A 22290-nucleotide genomic window follows, 5' to 3' on the forward strand; every position below is an offset into this window, starting at 1 on the left:
CCAAAGATAATGTCCGGCTTTTATCTATCTACACTTTACGCATCTTTATTATCTGCTAATGCTGCCGTGATGATCGCCATAGAATAAACCTCATCTGCTGTACATCCTCTGGACAGATCGTTGATAGGAGAATTAAGTCCTAACAGGATCGGTCCATATGCTGAGAAGTTACCCATTCTCTGTGCAATCTTATAACCGATATTTCCTGCATTGATATCAGGGAAGATAAAGGTATTTGCATTTCCCGCAACCTCTGACTGCGGACATTTCTTCTTTGCAACTCTAGGTGATACGGCTGCATCGAACTGAATCTCACCGGAGATCGGAAGATCTGGGTTACGCTCCTTTGTCTTTCTTGCTGCATTTCTCATCTTATCCACATCTTCGCCCTTACCGGAACCATAGGTTGAATAGCTTAAGAAAGCAACCTTTGGATCTACACCGAAAATTCTTGCACAACGAACAGTCTCCTCTGCGATCTCAACCAGCTCATCTTCATTTGGCTTGATGTTGATACCACAGTCACCCATAGCGAACACTTCATTACCACCTGTTGCAAACGGACGTACCAGAATGAAACAGGATGAAACCAGTGTGTTGCCCGGTCTTGTCTTGATCAGCTGTAAAGCAGGTCTTACTGTATCTGCTGTTGAATATGTAGCACCACCGAGAAGCGAATCTGCAATCCCCATCTTAACAAGCATCGTACCAAAGTAGTTGTTCTGATACAGGATCTCTCTTGCCTGCTCCGGTGTCACGCCCTTGCTCTTTCTGAGTTCACAGAACATCTCGACCATCTCATCCATACGATCAAAATTCCTTGGATTGATGATCTCGGAACCTCTTATATTAAAACCGCTTTCCTCTGCAACTTCATAAATCTTATCAGGATCTCCTACAAGAATCGGATGCAGGAAGTTACTTGCAAGAAGTCTTGAAGATGCTTCCAGAATACGGGGATCAGTACCTTCAGTCAAAACAATTGTTTTTGGATTTTTCTTCAAAATATCGATTAATACACCGAAACCAAAATTTTTACGTTCTTCCACGATTATAGTCCTCCATTGATTATTTATACGAATCATATATCATGCATTATATACACGTTCCGTATATTTTCAGTATTAAAAGCTATACTTGCGCATAGCGAGTCATCTTACTTTTATTATAGTGATTTTTAACGAATAAACAAGGTTTTCCATCGAAATAATTGTACCTTTTTTTGAACAATTATAAAATTAGTTCTTGACAAATATATCATACCGGTGCAATATGAATACAATAAAACAAACCAATGAGCAAGAAGAGTAGCTTATGAACAACATGTCCAGAGAACTGCAGGTGGTGAGATTGCAGTGATGATTTCTTAAGTGAATGGACTTGCGAGGGCAAACCGAACGAGCGAATCTAGTAGGGGCGACGGAGACTTCCCGTTATAGAAAGTACATATATGTTAGTATATGGTTGAGTGCATCAGATTTTGATGAATATAGGTGGCACCGCAGGAGTGTTGTATTTGTATCTTGTCCTATAAGCGTTTTGCTTTTGGATGAGATTTTTTTATACAATCTTCTGACGGTGCTTTTTCTTTTTATAAAAAGCAGATCAGGCAAAACGCACCTCACCATACATGAACAATTTCAAATAATTTATTAAACTATTATTTATGAACGAGGTGAAACATATGATACGACCAACACTTAGCGAAGCAAAAGAATATGCGAAACAGGGATATCACATGGTTCCGGTCTGTTATGAGATGCTCTCTGATATCATCACTCCGATCAATCTGTTGAAGAAACTGAAAGCGGAAAATGAGCATTGCTACATTCTGGAAAGCGTGGAGAATCAGGAGCTCTGGGGAAGATACACTTTCCTTGGATACAGTCCAAAACTGGATATCACCTGTATGAACGGAACACTGACATTAAAGGATGAGAACGGAGCAGTCATCAAAGAGACCTCCGGCATCCATCCGGAAATCTTCATCCGTGAGGTTTTAAAAGATTATAAGAGTCCGAAGATCGAAGGCTTCCCTACCTTCACCGGCGGACTGGTTGGATATTTCTCTTATGACTATCTGAAATACAGTGAAAAGAAGCTGGTGCTTGATGCGAAGGACGAGGAAGGATTTCAGGATGTCGACCTGATGTTATTTGACAAGGTGATCGCATTTGACAATGTAAGATCCAAGCTGATCCTGATCGCAAATGCCGGCACAGCAAATACCGAAGAAGGATATCAGAAAGCCTTACAGGATATCAAAGAAATGAAAGAACTCATTCTCCATGGCGCAGAAGCCGATATTCCTGCTCCTGTTCTTAAGACAGAATTCAAACCATTATTTGACAAAGAAGCCTACTGCCGGATGGTAAAAAAGGCAAAGCACTATATATATGAAGGAGATATTTTCCAGGTCGTGCTTTCCAACCGACTGGAAGCCGAAATGGAAGGAAGCCTGTTCGATACCTACCGGCTGCTTCGAAGCACAAACCCATCTCCTTACATGTTCTACTTTGACGGTGACACGATCGAGGTTGCCGGGGCTTCCCCTGAAACTCTGGTCAAGGTAGAGGATGGCGTTCTCCACACATTTCCTCTGGCAGGCACAAGACCAAGGGGAAAAACCAAGGTCGAAGATCTGGAACTGGAAAAGAGCCTGATGGCAGATGAAAAGGAACTTGCAGAACACAATATGTTAGTGGATCTCGGAAGAAATGATCTCGGAAAAGTCAGTCAGTTTGGAACGGTCGAAGTCGAACGATACATGTCCATCCAGCGTTATTCACACGTTATGCATATCGGCTCTACCGTACGCGGAACACTCCGTGAGGATCTGGATGCGATCTCCGCTGTCGATGCGGTTCTTCCGGCCGGAACCTTATCCGGTGCACCGAAGATCCGGGCATGTGAGATCATCAACGAGCTTGAAAATAACAAACGAGGTATTTACGGCGGCGCGATCGGTTATATCGATTTCTCAGGAAATCTGGATACCTGCATCGCGATCCGAATCGCATACCGCAAAGGAAATAAAGTATTTGTCCGTTCCGGTGCCGGCATTGTAGCCGACAGTGTACCGGCAAATGAATTCCAGGAATGCATCAACAAAGCAAAAGCCGTAACGGATGCATTGATTAATTCTCAGAAAATACGAGGTGACGAAGCATGATATTACTGATCGATAATTATGACAGCTTTTCCTACAATCTGTATCAGCTTGTAGGAAAGATCAATCCTGACATCAAGGTGATACGAAATGACGAATATACCTGTCAGGAGATTGAAGCAATGAATCCGGATAAGATCATCATTTCACCGGGTCCCGGAAGGCCTTCCGATGCAGGTATCTGTGAAGAAGCCATCTCCTATTTTGCCGGCAAGGTTCCGATCCTTGGTGTCTGTCTCGGACATCAGGCAATCTGTGAAACCTACGGTGCAACGATCACATACGCCAAAAAGCTGATGCATGGCAAAATGTCCGTTGCAAATGTCGACATCAACTGCAAACTGTTCAAGGGACTTCAGAAACGGATCGAGGTTGCCAGATATCATTCCCTTGCCACTTCCGAAGAAAACTTCCCGGATGTTCTTACCGTTATTGCCCGAACCGACGATGATGAGATCATGGCAGTCAAACACAAGGATTACGAAATATATGGTGTCCAGTTCCATCCGGAATCGATTCTGACACCAAAAGGAACAATCATCTTACGAAACTTTTTAGAGGCGTAATCAAACATTTGCAATCAGCACTATATTTCTATGATTAAACATTCCTGACATTACCAACCAGTGGACGCTTCCGCTCGTTGAGACCTGCAGCGGTACTAAGATGCTGCTAACGCACCATCAAGAACCGGCGGTCTCAAATGCCACTGTTTTGGCAAGTCAGAATGTTTAATCATGAATATACTTTATAGGATTCGCAAATGTTTATTAGAACATACATTCAAGGAGGATATGAATATGATTATAGAAGCAATCGCAGCAGTTGTTAATGGTAAGGACCTTGATAAGGATATGGCAGCAGCCGTTATGGATGAAATTATGAGTGGAAAGGCTACACAGGCACAGATCGGAAGCTTTTTAACAGCCCTTCACATTAAAGGTGAGACGATCGAGGAGATCACAGCATTTGCTGAGATCATGAGAAAACACTGTGGTGAATTTACACCGGATGTCGATGAGGAAATCGACATTGTAGGTACCGGTGGAGACTGTGCAGGTACATTCAACATTTCTACAGTTTCCTCCTTAGTAACAGCAGCAGGCGGCGACAAGGTTGCAAAGCACGGCAACCGTGCAGCCTCCAGCAAATGTGGAACTGCCGACTGTCTGGAAGCCCTTGGAGTAAATATCGCAGCAGCCCGTGAAGTCAGCGAAGCCTGCCTGAAGGAGCTCGGCATCTGCTTCTTATTTGCACAGAAGTATCACACAGCCATGCGATTTGTCGGTGCTCCAAGAAAAGAGATCAAGATTCCTACCGTATTCAACATCTTAGGACCTCTTGCAAATCCGGCAAAAGCAAATCTTCAGTTACTCGGTGTCTATGATGCAGCTCTTGTAGAACCACTCGCTAAGGTACTCAGCAACCTCGGTGTAAAACGTGGCATGGTCGTTCATGGAAATGATGGTCTGGACGAAATCTCTGCCGTTACCACAACAACTGTATGTGAATTTGACAATGGTTCATTTCACACTTACACCTTAGATCCAACCGCCTACGGATTTGCCCTCTGCGACAAAGCCGAACTGGTCGGTGGTACACCGGAAGAAAATGCACAGATCACAAAGGATATCTTATCCGGCAAGATCACAGATGGCAAACGTACAGCCGTTATCTTAAATGCTGGTGCTGCTTTGCATATCACAAACCGGATCTCACTTGAAGAAGGCTTCGCCCTTGCAGCCGATATTTTAAATAATGGAAGTGGTCTGAAAAAGCTGGATGACTTTATCGCGGCAACAAATGCATAATTATTTGTAAAAGCAAAACACCTAATCGACCCGGAGCTTTCAAATCTCCGGATCGCTATGGAGGAATATATATGATCTTAGATGAAATAGCAGCAAAAACAAAAGAACGGGTTACCGGATGCAAAGAACAGATTGCCCTTGAAGAAATGAAAGCAAAGGCACTTGCGATCGTAGAAAAAGAGACGGAACACGGCACTAAGCCATATACTGTTTTCCCTTTCCGGGATAATCTGGCAAAGTCGGGAATCTCTTTTATCTGCGAAGTAAAAAAGGCTTCCCCTTCCAAAGGACTGATTGCACCGGATTTCCCATATATCGAGATTGCGAAAGAATATGAAGCCGCCGGTGCATCCGCCATATCCGTGCTGACCGAACCATTTTATTTTCAGGGAAGCAACGAATATCTGACAGCGATCCATGAATCAGTATCTACTCCGATCCTGCGGAAGGATTTCACTGTCGATCCTTATATGATCTATGAAGCAAAGGTGATCGGTGCCTCTGCGATCCTTCTGATCTGTGCGATCCTTACCGACGAACAGCTCAAAAGTTATTACGAGCTTGCAACAAGCCTCGGGCTGTCCGTTCTGGTAGAAGCACATGACGAAGAAGAAGTCAGACGTGCGATCGCGATCGGCGCAAACATTATCGGTGTAAATAACCGCGATCTGAAGACCTTTACCGTTGACATCATGAACAGTGTAAGACTTCGGACATTGATCCCGGATTCGATAAATGGCAAACCGGTCGTCTATGTATCCGAAAGCGGCATCCGCACACCGGAGGACATCGACCGTTTAAAGGGAAATGGCACAGATGCAGTATTGATCGGAGAAACCTTTATGCGAAGCCCTGATAAGAAAGCCGCATTTGCATGGTTACGGGGTGAAGATATAGAATAGAACCGGATCCTGTTTCTGCAGGAACAACGAACTTTATTAGAAAGCATTGAAGATATTTTATAATATAGAAACAACACATACAGGAGGAAACATATATGTCAAAAGGACGTTTTGGAATCCATGGCGGACAGTACATACCGGAAACACTGATGAACGCCATGCTTGAGCTTGAAGAAGCATATAAGAAATACAAAGATGACCCGGAATTCAACCGGGAGCTGACAGAAATGTTAAATGAATACGCCGGCAGACCTAGCCGTCTGTACTATGCCAAGAGAATGACAGAGGATCTCGGCGGTGCAAAGATCTACCTGAAGCGTGAGGACTTGAATCACACCGGAGCACATAAGATCAACAATGTTATCGGTCAGATGCTCCTTGCAAAACGAATGGGTAAGACAAGAGTTATCGCTGAGACAGGAGCCGGTCAGCACGGTGTTGCAACTGCTACAGTTGCTGCCATGATGGGTATGGAATGTGAGATCTTCATGGGCAAGGAAGATACCATCCGTCAGGCTTTAAATGTCTACCGTATGCGATTATTAGGAGCAAAGGTTCACCCGGTAGAAACCGGTACCGGAACATTAAAGGATGCCGTTTCCGAAACCTTCCGTGAATGGACTTCCAGAATCGATGATACCCATTATGTTCTGGGTTCTGTTATGGGACCTTATCCTTTCCCTGAGATGGTTCGTGATTTTCAGGCTGTTATCAGCAAGGAGATCAAGGAACAGCTTATGGAGAAGGAAGGCAGACTGCCGGATGCCGTTCTCGCCTGTGTCGGCGGCGGTTCCAATGCGATCGGCGCATTCTATAACTTTATTCCGGATAAGAGCGTTCGCCTGATCGGATGTGAAGCAGCCGGACGTGGAATTGATACATTTGAGACAGCTGCAACGATCAATACCGGAAGACTTGGTATCTTCCATGGTATGAAGTCCTACTTCTGTCAGGATGAATTCGGACAGATCGCACCGGTTTATTCTATTTCCGCAGGTCTTGACTATCCGGGAATCGGACCGGAACATGCATACCTGCATGACATCGGCAGAGCAGAATATGTCGCTGTTACAGATGATGAAGCTGTTGATGCATTTGAATATCTGTCCAAGATCGAGGGTGTTATTCCTGCGATCGAGAGTGCTCATGCAGTTGCCTATGCAATGAAGCTTGCACCACAGATGGACAAAGACCAGATCATGGTTATTAACATTTCAGGACGAGGCGATAAGGACGTTGCCGCCATCGCCAGATACAGAGGGGAGGATCTCTATGAGTAATATTAAAAATGCATTCAAAAACGGAAAGGCGTTCATCCCATTTGTTACATGTGGTGACCCTGATCTTGAAACAACAGAACAGATCGTATATGCCATGGTAGAAACAGGTGCAGACCTGATCGAACTTGGCATCCCATTCTCAGATCCAACCGCAGAAGGGCCTGTTATCCAGGGTGCAAATATCCGCGCACTCGCAAACCATGTTACGACAAATGATGTATTTAACCTTGTAAGAAAGCTCCGTAAGACAGTTACCATCCCTATGGTATTTATGACTTATGCAAATGTTGTCTTTTCTTATGGCTCAGAGAAGTTCATCAGCATCTGCAAGGAGATCGGCATCGATGGACTGATCCTGCCGGATATCCCTTATGAGGAAAAAGACGAGTTTGATGGAATCTGTAAGAAATATGACCTTGATCTGGTATCTATGATCGCACCGACCTCCCATGACCGGATCAGCATGATCGCAAAGGAAGCTAACGGCTTCATCTATTGCGTTTCTTCTCTCGGCGTTACCGGAACCAGAAGCAAGATCACGACCGATATCGGTGCTATGACCAAGCTGGTCAAAGCCGCAACGGATACTCCGTGTGCGATCGGCTTCGGAATCTCCACACCGGAGCAGGCGAAGGAAATGGCTGCTCATGCTGATGGTGTGATCGTCGGCTCTGCCATTGTCAAGCTCTGCGCCAAATATGGCAGGGACTGCGTGCCTTACATCAAAGACTATGTAAAGCGCATGAAGGACGCTATCCGATAGACGGACACCCATGTGAAACTATACAATCTATATAAAAGAACTGCCTTACTAAGACATTAGTGAGGATTTCGTAATGAGATGCATATACGAGCAAATGTGGGTGCCTGTCTGAGCCTGAAAGGCGAGTTGGCACAGGAACATTTGCGAATCACGTATATGCAGATCATAGAAACCACAACGAGTCTAAGTAAGGCAGTTCTTTTATATAGTCACATGGTTTCACATGGGCTGATTTTTTCTCATCTCCTTAAAATCCTATATTGGTAGTCTTAATACTGCTGTATATCTGTATATGCCTGCCGGTATTGTAACTATGCACACAATCTATATATTTTCCCGTTTCTTAGCCGGTTTCTCACAAATATTTAATATTTAATCTGATTGACACTACCATACGTTAACTTTATAATTGTTACGGCGACAGAAGTCGACATAATAATGAAGTTAGTTGGGGTATCACATGGTCTTTTCCAGTTTGACATTTTTATATATTTTTTTACCGGTTACACTGGTTATCTATTATATTGTCCCGAAGCAGTTACGGAATCTGTTCATCCTGATCAGCGGTCTGTTCTTCTATGCATGGGGCGAACCAATCTATGTATTTGTACTGATCGCATCGACGATGATCGATTATTTTGCAGGTCTGGTCATTTATAAGGCAGGCGACCGTCAGGCACTTCGAAAGCTTGCACTGATCGTATCGATGGTCATGAATCTGTCTTTGCTTGGCTTTTTCAAATACAGCAATTTTATCATAGAAAATATTAATAACATATTCGGAACGCACTATGGTTCACCGACCTCTCTGCTTCCGATCGGTATCAGCTTCTTTACCTTCCAGTCCATGTCATATACGATCGACCTGTACCGGAAGAACATCTCTGTTCAGAAGAATCCGATCACCTTTGCAGCCTTTGTCACGCTGTTCCCACAGATCGTAGCAGGTCCGATCGTTCGTTATGAAGATGTAGCTGCCGAGCTGAATGAACGTGTGATCGACATCGACCTGATCTGGGATGGTATTCTCCGCTTCGCGGTCGGTCTTGGCAAGAAGGTTCTGATCGCAAATAATATCGGTGTTGTCTGGACAAATGTCAAAGCTATGGACTTATCCGAGCTTCCGGTTGCAACCGCATGGCTTGGTATTGCCGCTTATACCTTACAGATCTATTTTGATTTTTCCGGATATTCTGATATGGCGATCGGTCTGGGTAAGATGCTCGGTTTCCATTTCCCGGAAAACTTCAATTATCCGTATATGTCCAAGAGTATCAGTGAGTTCTGGCGCAGATGGCATATGACACTCTCCGGCTGGTTCAAGAGCTATGTATATTTTCCTCTCGGAGGAAGCCGCAAGGGTCTTGCCCGTACGATATTCAACACTGCAGTTGTCTGGTTCTTAACCGGTGTCTGGCATGGTGCAAGCTGGAACTTCATTCTGTGGGGTTCCCTGTACGGTGTCCTCATCATCATCGAGAAGCTGGTAACAACACTTCTCACAAAAGCAGGAAAACAAGGTATCCTTGAAAAAATACCTTCTATTATAAAAAGAATCTATGCGATCGTTCTGGTCATGCTTGGCTGGGTGCTGTTTGATACAGCAACGATCGCACAGGCATTCTCCTATATGGGACGGATGTTCCGCTTTGGCAGTAGCTTCTACGACAGTTATACCGTATATATCCTTGTGAACTTCGGATTGTTATTCATCATTGCGATCATCGGTTCTACGGATCTGCCAAAGAAGCTGGCTATTAAGCTCGCAGACAAAGTTCCGGCTGTCGGCAATTACGGAAGCGTCATTTTGATGGCGATTCTGATGCTGCTTTCCACCGCCTACCTTGTCAATGCAAGCTATAACCCATTTTTGTACTTTAATTTTTAGAGGTGAGCCCTTATGCATAAAAAAATCGGAATTATCATATTTGCATGTATCATCATTGTTCTTCCCATTTTGACACTTTTTAAGCTGCCAAAAGAGAAAGCGCCTTTTTCCGAAAATGAAAATCGTTATCTGTCGGAATTTCCAACCGTCAATCTTTCTTCCATCAAGGATGAGACATTTATGAACGGTTTTGATTCCTGGTTCTCCGACCGATTCTATGGTCGCGAACAATGGATATCAGCCATGAACGATTCTGAACGCTTGATGGGAAAAACCGAGATCTCAACGGTATATACGAAAAACGACCAGATGCTGCAGGTACTTTCAGATTATGACGATATCGGTGCGGCATATGATGCTGATAAGATCCATACAAATCTTGCTGTCATTAACAGCTTCGCTGCAAAGCATTCGGAGATTCCAACCTACTTCATGCTGTGTCCGACCTCTGTCGGTGTCTATGGAGATTCCCTGCTGCCTTCGGCTGTTAAGAATGTATCAGTTGATGAAAAAGACATGATCGAATCCTGTTATAACGAACTATCCGGTGTGACACCGATCAATATATATAATACATTAAAGGAACATGATAGCGAGTATATCTATTATCGTACCGACCACCACTGGACATCCCTCGGTGCATATTATGCATATCAGTCTGCCGGAGCAGAACTTGGATATACTCCTTATGAATTGAAGGATTTTACAAAGGAAACCGCCAGCACAGAATTTCAGGGAACCCTGTTCTCAAAGACCTTAGATCAGTCTGTTACAAAAGATGAGATTGATTTCTACACTCTGGCAGATAATAGTGCAACACCATCCATGACAACCTCGAATGGACTTGATAAAGAAGCTTCCTATGACTCCATTTTCTTCCGTGACTATCTGGACGTAAAAGACAAATACGCATCCTATACCGGACAGAACGTAGCGGTTGCAACGCTCCATCGAAACAACACAACGACTGCAGAAGCTGCATCCGATCCAAAAGATACAGCCGGAACTGACAAGCGTTCCATTCTGGTGATCAAGGACAGCTATGCCAATTCCATGATGCAGTTTCTGATCAACAACTACGATACCGTGACCATGATCGATCTCCGGTACACAAATCAATCTATCAGCAATCTGGTAAACGTCGAAGACTACGATCAGGTTTTATTCTTGTATAACTGCATTACTTTTTCTGATGAAAATGACCTTATAAAAGCAGGCTTATAAAAATAAAGGTACTTCAGAATGTCATACAAATTATGTTAAACATTCTGAAGTACCTTTTACTTTATGAATAAAATATACAATCTGTTTCTAAATACCAAAGTTCTGAACGTAGTAATATTTATATCCACAATTATCACTGGATACTGCTACAAATACACCAACACCAATTTTACTGAATAGTGACAATTTCATATTTGCATCATGTCCCGGTGAATTTTTCCAGGCTGTCATTGCTGCATCTGCAGAAGGATATCCGGCTGCAATATTTTCGCCATTCATTTCTGATGAAGCAGTAAAACACTGCGTACCATTCGGTCTTGTATGTGAGAAGGAATAAGAACACTCATATGCTCGTACTCTTGCAGAATTCATCAGGCTCTGTGATCTTGTCAATTCATTAAGACCATTTGCCTTTCTGTATGCATTTAACTGACGGATGATCGTATTTTCTGCATCATAATCAAAATATCCATATACCTGCTTTGTACTGCCATTACTAAGCTTGATCGTATACCAGCCGGTTGCAGAATGTCCGGTTGTTTCTTTTACAGGTGTTCTGGAATCCGTAACAATTCCCTGTGAATTTACATAAATCTCTTTATCTGATGATATCCTATACCAACCGGATTTGGTAACACGTACACCATCGGAACCAAAATACAACAGATATTTACCAATGTATTTTGTTGTATTTCTCCACATTACATATTTGCCATTTTTGTATTCATAGCATTTCATGGACTCCACATAGTAGATTCTGGATGCCTTTCCGGTTGCATCAAAGTAATAGATCTTGCCATATGCCTGTGCCCACTTGCTTCTGAACTTATCCCAGCCTTTCTTTGTGCTGACATAACATTTCCATGCACCGCGATCCTTCTTCAACAGATAATCTACGGTATCGGAACCCTTTTCGCCGACCAGAACATGACGATTATCATTGATCTTATACCAGCTATGCTTCGTCTGACGGATACCATTTGCACTGAAATAATACACGTTCCCATTTGCCAGACGCAAAGTATCATTCTTCACATACTTCCATTTACCACCGGAATACCGCTTTGCCTTTTTGCTGGCACCATAGTAGATCGTGGTGACCTTGCCTTTTGCGTTCGCATAATACTGGTTATGTGAGATTGTCACCCATACCTTTTTCTGCGCTTTCCATTTGCCATTCTTTTTCAGATAATAACGGAAGAACCCATTCTTCTTCACCAGCTTCTTCGTTACCTTGCCTGCCTTGCTGTAATATTCAAAACGGCCGGAACTCTTCTTTACCCAGCCTGAACTTGCAGCAAGTTCTGCACTTTCATCTGAAACAACTGCACTGTTTTCTTTTGTCTCTCCGATAAACTCTGTCGCTGCCATTGCAGGTGTTATACAGAAAGAACACACCAGCGCAACAAGTAAAATACTCATTGCCGCCTGCTTTAAGATGTTTTTCATACTCCCATCTTCCTTTCCTTTTTTATTTTAAACCAGATATTTTCATCTGATCTGTTACAATTGATATACTGGACATTTCTGCATCATACCCCTTCATTTGTAAATGGAGGTATAAAACTTTCTGATGCCGTTTCCCCTTCCTGGATGAAACCATTTTCTACGCCGATCGAGATCGCATAATCAACCAGTTCATCATATTCCCGCTCTGTCAGTTTGCGGTTCAGTTCCGGGAACTTCTCACCGATCCCCTCCATCGGCGTATACTGGTTCATAATGCTGATGTAAATATTATTTCCATATGTTTTATATAAATAACGGATAACCGCCTTGGAATCCTCGATACATCCCGGAAGCTCCAGATGACGGACGATAACACCTCGCTTCATGATGCCATCCTCGTCAAATGTCGTCTGATCGCCTCCTACCTGACGTACCATCTCCGCCAGTGCCATTTTCGCCACCTCCGGATAATCCGGTGCGCGACTGTATCTCGCCGCCAGTTCTGCCGACATATATTTAAAATCGGGCAGGTAAATGTCAATGTATCCATCTAACAGCTTCAAAGCTTCGATATCCTCATACCCACTGCAATTATAGACAAACGGAAGATTGAACCCCTGCTCCTTTGCCATATCGATTGCCTCTATGATCTGAGGAATAAAATGATCCGGCGTTACCAGATTGATATTATTGGCTCCCTGCTCTTTTAACTCAAAGAAGATTTCCGATAAGCGCTTTATCGTGATCTCTTTTCCATTCAAGCCCCCGGATATATCATGGTTTTGGCAATATGCACATCCAAGTGAACACCCGGAAAAGAATACCGCACCCGATCCGTTCTCTCCGGAAATGCAAGGCTCCTCCCACATATGCAATGCCGCCCTTGCGGCTGATATTGATAATGTTTCATTACATGCCCCTGTCTGTCCGTTTATGCGGTTCACCCCGCATTTTCTCGGACACAGGTGGCAGCTTTCCAGTAATTTTCTAAGTTTCATAATTCCCGACCTGTCTATAACTGATACTATACACATTTTCCACTATTTAGACGTTTTTTTCAATCATATTTTCATATATATTACAGATTCTATATATCGTCTATTATAACGCAAAAGAGCCGGATTGCTCCGACTCTTTTAAGTATGCATCCGCAAATGCATACCCCAATTAGTATTTATAATATACAATAGGCATTGAAAAAATGCAAGTTTTAGATATAATTTTTCAATATGTTCATTCTTGAATTCAGATCCGGATGAATTACCATTGCTGCAACATCAGAATTAACTGATTGTCTATATTTTTCTGTAATTTTCTCAAACTCTCGGATAAATAACTTAATCTCCGTCTTTGACACCCTTAGCAATTTCATATAATAGCACATAAGAATTATATAATCACCAATGGTTTTAAAATTTACATATGGTAACCCTACTTCAATTTTAAGACACTGTTTCATTGCACTTGTCGGATCAATATTTCTAAATCTGGTATCGAAAACTACAGAATTGTGTGCTATGGCATTACGCAGATCCTTTAATGTATAAATATACTTATATATCAACTGTCGATCTGTATCACAAGATACATTTATTGATAATCTTTTTGAAATATCATCTCGAACACTATATGTAAGACATGACAATAAATAACCCAGATCTCCCATTGTCATAATTTCAAACAATGCCCAGATTGGAACATCTGAATAGCCAACATTATTATAAAAATGTGTGATTCTTGGATTATTCTTTTTATAAGCATTTGCCAGACTGGATTGAATTGAATTCTGTAAATTCAATTTATTCTGCTGCAATTTTCTTCTCTGCTCTACAGTTGCAGATTTTGGTGCATTATTATAACCACTTACAACTTTATCATACATATCTTGTATTGATTCTGAATTTGCATTTACCAATATACTTTCCAATGCTATATTCTTGACTGCGGTCTCTATAAACATCATTTTCCCATATAATAAAGCTTTTAAATCCGAATCATATTGTATTGTAGCATAGACTTCATCATAAGATGTAAATGGCAATCTTTTATTTGCATTCCCAAAAAAACGATATCCTTTATATCCATGAAAATATCCTGTATTTATTAGCTGACGTTTTTGTTTAGGTCCATATATTGCAATTCCACTGTCTCGCAAATGTCTCATCAACGCATCTGTTTTCTTATACCCCATCCATACCTCCTGTATTTATTCTTTCATCCTATCTTTCCCACGATCGTCTGTGCGAATTCCTTCAGCTTTGATTCCGGCATATCCTCGATCTTACCTTCATCCATCAAGCCGGCAAGTGCCGGGTCGATCGGAAGCTTTACGACCGTCTCGATACCGAAACGATCCTGTATCTCCTCTACTTTACTCTCACCGAAGATGCTGTGTTCTTTGCCGCAATCCGGGCATTTGAAATATGACATATTCTCAACCAGACCTAAGATACGGATTCCCATATCGTCTGCCATACGGACTGCCTTCTCCACAATAAGAGACACCAGATCCTGAGGTGTTGTAACAATAACTGCCCCATCCACCGGCAGAGACTGAAATACCGTAAGCGGTACATCTCCGGTTCCGGGCGGACAATCAACCAGCATATAATCAATGTCTCCCCAGACAACATCCGTATAAAACTGTTTTACTGCTCCCGCGATGATCGGACCACGCCAGATAACCGGTGCTGTCTGATCTTCGATCAACAGATTGATCGACATCATCTTGATTCCGGTCTTTGTTTCAACCGCATACAGGAAATCGTCGCCTCTCTCCGGTTCTTCATTTATTCCAAATGCTGTCGGAATCGAAGGTCCGGTAATATCTGCATCCAGAACCGCAGTCTTATAACCAAGACGATTCAAGGTAACCGCAAGGGATGTCGTTACGGATGATTTTCCGACACCGCCTTTTCCACTGATAACTGCTATGATATGTTTGATCTTTGTTCCTTCATGTGGTACTTCAAGTAAACTCTGAGGAGCGGTTCTTGATGAACAACTCTCTCCACAACTACTACAATTATGATTACAACCTTCTGCCATTTTCTTATACTCCAAATTTCATTTCATATTTTTTCAAGTCTTACAAATGCATATACTTTCTATATGAACCGCCATGTACTTATTCATACTGACGGAACCATGCACATTCTTCCTCATTGCACTGTACGCCTTCCGGGTTTTTCAGATTAATGTGAAATACATGTCCGCTGTCCGGATGTTTCTCTCCAAATGACCGGATCACATGCCGGATACCCAGCTTCTCCATTCGTTCATCCAGATAAATGGTCTGAAATCTCAGATCATCATTTACACTGTACATCAGATATGCCGGTGGAAAATCTTTCGTCAGATACTCAAGCTGTGAAAGGAACAGCTTTCTCTGCTCTTCAGATACTGCATAACTTCCATCTTCGTTCTTCATATACCAGTCGGAAATATTATCCTCCCGCTTGTCCATCTCATATGCTCCGCAATTCAGACACACAGCCTTTGGAAGTCTGTCATATGTAAAGAAATCCAGCTTGTTCCGATACGCTGCATTCCCGGCAATAATACAGTAATTTGCCGTAAGCTGTGCTCCTGCTGAATCCCCCAGCATATAAAACTTTTCCATATCCAGATGAAGCACACCTGCATTCTCATGAATATATCGGATAAGATATGCCACATCTTCAATTGCTGCCGGATATTTGTTCTGAGGTGCCAGCCGGTAATTAAAATTCACAACCGCAAATCCCTTTGATGCCAGATGGCAGCAATAATAACTATACAGCTCTTTATCTCCATAAAACCATCCACCGCCATGAACGCTGACGATCACCGGATATGATGTCTGTGCATCCAACTCAGCCGGATAATATATATCAAATAAACTGTTTGATGCATAACGTTCAGAATCAAGATTCGAAGCATCGTCCGGTTCATTATAATAGAAAATCCGACTATACTTTTCCGATGTCTTTTCCCCCATAGTTCTCTGTGAAGCTAATAATTCAACTGCCTCACACCACTTCTGATGATCCGGCTCTTTTTTATAGTCCAAATTCTTGATCTGAATTACATTATCCGGATATGCCAACCCTTCATCCCGCTTTGCATCACTGGCACTCCATGCATGCCGCATATTTAACCATGCCGGAAGCTCTGCATTTTTATTTCCTTGATTTATAATTTCTGAAACATTTTTCATATTATTCTATTTCCTCTAATATCACATAATATATGAGTCTATCTTACTCTCTGACAAATACGAATGCAAGGAAACAATAAACTTCCAGTAAAGATTTAATTAAATTAAGCACGATTCTCTTGTAATCAATGATTTTCTCGTGTAATATTTGACCATAGTAAAAAATGTATATAACAGAACAGGAGGCTTTTATATGAATAAACTAAAAACCATCTTTCGTTCCCTACACTGGAAAAATATCCTCGGGCTGACCATTGCCGGGCTTATCAATGCCTTCGGTATTACGATATTTTTAAGTCCTGTTAATCTCTATGACAGTGGCATATCCGGTACTTCCATGCTGCTAAGTCAGATCACTCCGGAACACCTGTCACTTTCTGTTTTCCTTATTATTTTAAATATTCCACTATTCTTATATGGCTGGAAAAAGCAGGGATCTACCTTCACCATCTATGCGATCTATGTAGTTGCGATCTACTCTCTGGGTGCATGGTTGATTACAGATGTCCTTCCTGTCGATGTCCGATTTGTATCTCCGCTTGCAGGCTCCGATCTGCTTCTGTGCGCACTCTTTGGCGGTCTGATCTCCGGTGCGGGAAGCGGACTTGCGATCCGTTTTGGCGGTGCAATGGATGGTATCGAGACACTTGCGATCATATTTGCCAAACGCCTTGGCATCACCGTCGGAACCTTTGTTATGGCATATAATGTAATGCTTTATATCATCTGTGGCATTATCCTGAACAGTTGGATCCTGCCTCTCTATTCCATCGTTACATATATGGCTGCACTTAAGACTATCGACTTTATCGTAGAAGGTATTGACCGTTCCAAAGCCGCCTATATCATTACAACGAAGCCACAGGAAATCTGTCAGGAACTCTCGGATACATTTTCCTGCGGTATAACGATGATCGATGCAAAGGGCTTCTATTCGGATCAGGAAAAGACCATGATCTACATTGTTGTAAACCGTTTCCAGATTGGAAAGATGAAGAATATTGTCCATGAACTTGACGATAAAGCCTATGTCTCCATCAGCGAGATTGCCGAGGTTTACAGCTTTAACAAACAATAATAACATCCTGATAACTTATCTACATAATCGAAACAGGCACCGGTAACAATACCGATGCCTGTCTTGTGTAAATACTTATGTGTTTATCTGCCTGCGAATTATTCAGCAAGCTTTTTTAAAGAGATATTTGATACTGTGATTGTAGATGCAGGGGTATCAACATCCGCAATCTTACCCATAGAGAGGAAGAATCCAGCATCAGTATCTGTCTCTTCATTCATTGTGAATGTAATGGTTTTTACAACCTCTTCATTCTTTGGAAGAACAATTGTTTCTCCACCATACCATTTATAAGAGTTGCTCATGAAATTCAATAATACCGTTCTTGCTTCGGTTGACTTTAAAGTAATACTTGCTTCATAGGTCTTTCCATTTTCCAATGCCAGTCCCATCTGCTTCAACTGTACATTCCAGTCAGCAGTTCCAGCATCTGATAATTCATAAGTGATAACACCCTTATCAACTGTCTGTGTTCCAACAGCATCACCCATAATACCACCTTCCCAGTTTGAAAGTCCATTGTCTCCCTCTGAGAAATCTGCATTCTTAATCAGATTCACATCTGACTCCGTCTCATCAACCTTTGGAGCATCAATTTTCTCAAGAATAATATCATCAATACAGATTCTATGCTGCTGTTTGATCTGAACATCGCCTACAGCACCCATAGAAATACTTAAAATTGTTCTAGGATCACTCTTGTTCTTCATCTTGAACTCAACAACAATAGACTGATATTCATCTGTAAGATCAACTGTCTTTGATCCTGAATATGGTGTCCAGTCATCATCAGATGAACCATCTCTCTGAAGTGCAACCATAAGCTTACGGTTCATATCTGATTTTGCCTTTAATGATAGTCTGTACCACTGACCTTCTTCAAGACTAATATTGTTCTGCTTTAACTGGATCATCCAGTCCTGAGCACCTGTATCCTTGATCGTAAAATCTGCTGCATAATCTTCTGTCTGACTGTCGACTACATAAGATACATCTGTGCTGCCTTCTGCATATACTTCGTAACCGGAGAAACCTGCCTTAAAACTTCCGTTCTTAATCAGTGTATTTTCAACAACGCGAACATTGTCCAAATAGATCGTTCCCTTATTTCCAAGGAAATATGTTATCGTCTTAAATGCATCAGTTAACTCTTCCGGTGTTTTAAATACATAGTTAAATGTCTGTTTGTCTGTTGTTACATCTGCAGTAAATGTTTCACCTGCAATAACTACATCAAGCTGCATATCTATATCTGCCTGTGCGTCAAAGCTCAATGCATATTCTGTCTCAACGTTAAGTGGAAGACCATCCTGTGAAAGGATTACATCCGCTTTATTCTTTGTATCAGCCTTTACCATAAGACGACGGCCATCTGCCAATCCTGTTACGCTAACTACTGCCTGGCAGTTATTTGTCACAGTCCAGTCACCGAGACGATTCTTACCTTCCTGAAAACCACCATTGTAAATATAGTTACCATCTGATAAAGGTTTTTTACTATTATCAATTTCCTTCTGTGCTGTCTTTTTAATTGATACATTTGTAATGTATACAGTAGCTGTTGAATCTGTAGCACCGAAATTGAACTCCAGACGTGCATTTGCATCCGGCTTATCCGTCATGGTGTATGTATAAGTATAGGTCTGCTTCTCTGTTTTCAGGTCAACAACCGTATCATTCAGATAACGCTTGTAGGAACGATCTGGTGCAGATACATCTACTTTCATAGTACGTGCTTCATCTGCCCATGCATCAAATGTTACTGTATATTCGCCGCCTTTTTCTGCAGGAATTGACGGCTGAACAAGCTGAATACTGTAATCAACTGTTCCGGCTTTATCTGTATGTATTTCAATTGCCTTGTTTTTAATAACTGCATTTCCTTCTCCTTCTAAAGCGGTAAGGAATTTCCAGTCTATGTCATCTGTGAGATCTTCTGTCTTAGCAAAATCTCCATTGTTTACATAGTTTCCATTTGCATCCGGATCACGGATAATTACTTCGTTAACAGGTTTTTCTACATCTTCATTGTAGCTGTCCTTCTGATATACTTTTACATAATCAATACTATAACTCTGAGTATTGATATAATCTGCATCATCATCCGGATATCCAACCCATGATCCACCAACTGCAAGATTTAAGATCATGTAAAATGGCTGATCAAATGGTGCAGGATAAGCAACCTCTGTCTCACCTTCAACTGCTGTGAACCAGTCACTTGTCTCATGATATTTTATTCCATCTACATACCATGTGATCTTACCCGGCTGCCAGTCACATGAAAATGTATGATATTCATCTGCAAAATTTCCATTCTCTAATGTATATGTTCCCTGCTTTTCCGCATGTGGACTTCCATAGTGAATCGTGCCATAAACCTTATCTGTTTCCTGCCCCATAACTTCCATAGCATCAATCTCACCACATCTTGGCCACTGTCCATACAGATTTTCATCTGTTGGCATCATCCAGAAGGCCGGAAGGAAACCTTTTCCACTTGGAACCTTAGCTCTTACCTCAAACAATCCATATGTAAAATCATGCTTACCCTGTGTATTGATTCTTCCTGAAGTAATAGAATATGAACCATCTTCATTCTTTGTCTTGACAGGCTGGATAACCAGCTTTCCATCCTTTACATATACATTCTGATCAGACTTTACATATGCCTGTAATTCACTGTTTACCCATCCTGGTGCATGCTCTTCATAATTCCAGTCATCCTCATTTAACGCATCACCATCAAAGTCATCTTCCCATTTCAGATTATATCCATCATAAGAAAGCTTGTTGTCTTCATCGCCCTTGTTATCCTGATCGTCTTTATCATCCGGCTTGTTTGGCGTTCCCGGCTTGTTTGGTGTTCCCGGCTTGTTTGGTGTTCCCGGTTTATTGGATGGCTCAGTTTTCTTCTTTTTAATAGTAATTGTACATTTTGCCTTCTTTGCACTGCCATCTTTAGCCGTAGCTGTAATTGTAACTTTTCCAGCCTTTTTACAGGTAACAACACCCTTTTTACTTACTGTTGCAACCTTCTTATTGCTTGAAGTAAACTTTACACCCTTTACACTGGATTTTTTAGGTGAAACTGTTGCTTTTAATTTTACCTTCTTGCCAACCTGTGTTTTCACCTTGCTTTTATTGAGCTTTACAGATTTAACAGGTGTTCCAACAATAACCTTCAAGGTTGTCTTTTTCTTCTTATTTACCTTGCTTCTTACTGTTATAGTTGTTTTTCCCTTTTTCAATGCCTTGATTTTACCGTTTTTACTTACGGTAGCAACCTTTTCATTTGAAGATTTGTAGGTTACTTTCTTACTGATTTTTCCATTTACAGTTACTTTTGTTTTCAACTGGTATGATTTCTTTGCTTTTAAAACAAGCGTTTTTGTCTCAGGCTTTACAATCGATACCGTCTTGATTGTTGCTTTTTTTGTTGTTGCAGCCATAACCGGCATCTGGATGGTGCTTACTAAAAGTGTAAGAGCCATTAAAAAAGCAATAATCTTTTTTGCATTTTTCATGAATACATACCTCCCGTATAAATTTTTGTTATGCAAATAGTATAAGAAGACTACTGTTTTCTTTATATCGTTTATATTACTTTTATATCGTTTTATTGACCATAGTCATGTTTTATGATACAATTTATACAAATTTACTAATAGTCATATTGTTTTATCTGTCATATTTACTATATAGTCTTATGACTGTTTTATACGAACGGGGATAGAATATGCAACTGAAAAAAGAACTTGTATACCGAGAATTTGTTCAAAGGGAAAATAATCTTCTGCGGGCTCCATACAATCCGGAGGTTTCCTTTTATGCAGCGATAAAAGAAGGAGATGTAGCAAAGGTTGAACAGCTGTGTCAGGAATCCTTATTAGATAAAGAAGGATTAGGCACCTTGTCCGACCACTATCTTCAAAACATAAAATACCATTATGTCATTACAACAGCAATTATTGCACGTTACTGCATTGAAGGTGGTATGGAATTGTCAAATGCCTACAGTCTGAGCGATTTCTATATCCAAAAAGCGGACCGTTGCAAAACGCCAGAGGAAGTTGCAGCACTTCATCCTGCCATGTGTATGGATTATGCGAAACGAATGCGAAACCTTCGAAAATCCAAAATATCATCACTCCATATTGCTGTCTGTCTGGATTATATCTATGATCATCTTCATACCCATATCACAGCAGAACAACTTGCTAAGCTGACAGGATTAAATATCTCCTATCTATCCCGGCTTTTTAAAAAGGAAACCGGTCAGACAATCAGCAACTATATTCGTGATAAAAAAATTGAAACAGCGAAAAATATGTTACTTTATTCTGATTTCTCGCCTTCTGAAATTGCCTCAATTCTGGCATTTCCCAGCCAGAGTTATTTTACAGAAGTATTTCGAAAGACAACTGGAGTCACTCCAAGAAAATATCAGGAATCTTTTTTACGAACAACTGCCCTTGGAAAATAATACAACAACTATCTGTGCATATCTTGTGTTATACTGGATATG

17 protein-coding genes and 1 other annotated feature are annotated in these 22290 nt (G+C 41.5%); of the genes, 10 read left to right on the forward strand and 7 right to left on the reverse strand.

Annotation, left to right across the window (positions count from 1 at the left end):
• Positions 1–35 precede the first annotated feature (35 nt).
• Entirely contained in the window at positions 36–1049 is a 1014-nt protein-coding gene (pta, locus tag DWW85_RS05610; RefSeq protein ID WP_021944306.1) for a phosphate acetyltransferase, read from the reverse strand.
• A 236-nt stretch (positions 1050–1285) separates the two neighbouring features.
• Positions 1286–1534: a binding site (T-box leader), on the forward strand.
• Between the two features lie 150 nt (positions 1535–1684).
• Between pta and trpE the strand changes: the two genes are divergently transcribed.
• From trpE to DWW85_RS05650, 8 genes are all read left to right on the forward strand, one after another.
• Positions 1685–3172: an anthranilate synthase component I gene (trpE, locus tag DWW85_RS05615; RefSeq protein ID WP_117807907.1), complete on the forward strand. Its 1488-nt coding sequence runs from the start codon at positions 1685–1687 to the stop codon at positions 3170–3172.
• Entirely contained in the window at positions 3169–3735 is a 567-nt protein-coding gene (locus tag DWW85_RS05620; RefSeq protein ID WP_117807909.1) for an aminodeoxychorismate/anthranilate synthase component II, read from the forward strand. Before trpE ends, DWW85_RS05620 begins: the two co-directional genes overlap by 4 nt.
• A 234-nt stretch (positions 3736–3969) precedes the next feature.
• A complete protein-coding gene (gene trpD / locus DWW85_RS05625; protein ID WP_117807911.1) occupies positions 3970–4980 on the forward strand; it encodes an anthranilate phosphoribosyltransferase in 1011 nt (336 codons plus the stop codon).
• A gap of 71 nt (positions 4981–5051) precedes the next feature.
• A complete protein-coding gene (gene trpC, locus DWW85_RS05630) occupies positions 5052–5882 on the forward strand; it encodes an indole-3-glycerol phosphate synthase TrpC (RefSeq protein WP_117807913.1) in 831 nt (276 codons plus the stop codon).
• A gap of 95 nt (positions 5883–5977) precedes the next feature.
• Positions 5978–7162, forward strand: a complete 1185-nt coding sequence (trpB, locus tag DWW85_RS05635) for a tryptophan synthase subunit beta (RefSeq protein ID WP_117807915.1) — start codon at positions 5978–5980, stop codon at positions 7160–7162.
• Positions 7155–7925, forward strand: coding sequence for a tryptophan synthase subunit alpha (gene trpA / locus DWW85_RS05640; protein ID WP_117807917.1), 771 nt, complete (start codon positions 7155–7157; stop codon positions 7923–7925). Before trpB ends, trpA begins: the two co-directional genes overlap by 8 nt.
• Positions 7926–8385: 460 nt before the next feature.
• Entirely contained in the window at positions 8386–9813 is a 1428-nt protein-coding gene (locus DWW85_RS05645) for an MBOAT family O-acyltransferase (RefSeq protein WP_117807918.1), read from the forward strand.
• 12 nt (positions 9814–9825) lie between these two features.
• A complete protein-coding gene (locus DWW85_RS05650; protein WP_117807920.1) occupies positions 9826–11037 on the forward strand; it encodes a DHHW family protein in 1212 nt (403 codons plus the stop codon).
• Between the two features lie 87 nt (positions 11038–11124).
• Here DWW85_RS05650 and DWW85_RS05655 read toward each other — a convergent pair whose 3' ends face one another.
• The 5 genes from DWW85_RS05655 to DWW85_RS05675 form a co-directional block, all read right to left on the reverse strand.
• Positions 11125–12486: a CAP domain-containing protein gene (locus DWW85_RS05655; RefSeq protein WP_117807922.1), complete on the reverse strand. Its 1362-nt coding sequence runs from the start codon at positions 12484–12486 to the stop codon at positions 11125–11127.
• An 83-nt stretch (positions 12487–12569) separates the two neighbouring features.
• Positions 12570–13484 (reverse strand): radical SAM protein, encoded by a 915-nt coding sequence (locus DWW85_RS05660; protein WP_117807924.1) that lies wholly within the window; start codon positions 13482–13484, stop codon positions 12570–12572.
• 212 nt (positions 13485–13696) lie between these two features.
• Positions 13697–14677: an Abi family protein gene (locus DWW85_RS05665; RefSeq protein WP_117807926.1), complete on the reverse strand. Its 981-nt coding sequence runs from the start codon at positions 14675–14677 to the stop codon at positions 13697–13699.
• A 23-nt stretch (positions 14678–14700) separates the two neighbouring features.
• Complete coding sequence (locus tag DWW85_RS05670; RefSeq protein ID WP_117807928.1) at positions 14701–15534, reverse strand: Mrp/NBP35 family ATP-binding protein; 834 nt, start codon at positions 15532–15534, stop codon at positions 14701–14703.
• Between the two features lie 79 nt (positions 15535–15613).
• Complete coding sequence (locus DWW85_RS05675) at positions 15614–16684, reverse strand: alpha/beta hydrolase (RefSeq protein WP_117807930.1); 1071 nt, start codon at positions 16682–16684, stop codon at positions 15614–15616.
• Between the two features lie 193 nt (positions 16685–16877).
• Here DWW85_RS05675 and DWW85_RS05680 point away from each other — a divergent pair, with 193 nt between their 5' ends.
• Entirely contained in the window at positions 16878–17762 is an 885-nt protein-coding gene (locus DWW85_RS05680; protein WP_008401711.1) for a YitT family protein, read from the forward strand.
• Positions 17763–17860: 98 nt separating this feature from the next.
• Here the strand turns inward: DWW85_RS05680 and DWW85_RS05685 are convergent, their stop codons facing one another.
• Positions 17861–21289: a carbohydrate binding domain-containing protein gene (locus DWW85_RS05685; protein ID WP_117807932.1), complete on the reverse strand. Its 3429-nt coding sequence runs from the start codon at positions 21287–21289 to the stop codon at positions 17861–17863.
• A 212-nt stretch (positions 21290–21501) separates the two neighbouring features.
• Between DWW85_RS05685 and DWW85_RS05690 the strand changes: the two genes are divergently transcribed.
• Complete coding sequence (locus DWW85_RS05690; protein ID WP_117784586.1) at positions 21502–22248, forward strand: AraC family transcriptional regulator; 747 nt, start codon at positions 21502–21504, stop codon at positions 22246–22248.
• The last annotated feature ends 42 nt before the right edge of the window (positions 22249–22290 follow it).

The organism is Clostridium sp. AF17-21AC (genome assembly GCF_003461365.1).
Lineage (GTDB): Bacteria > Bacillota > Clostridia > Lachnospirales > Lachnospiraceae > Coprococcus > Coprococcus ammoniilyticus.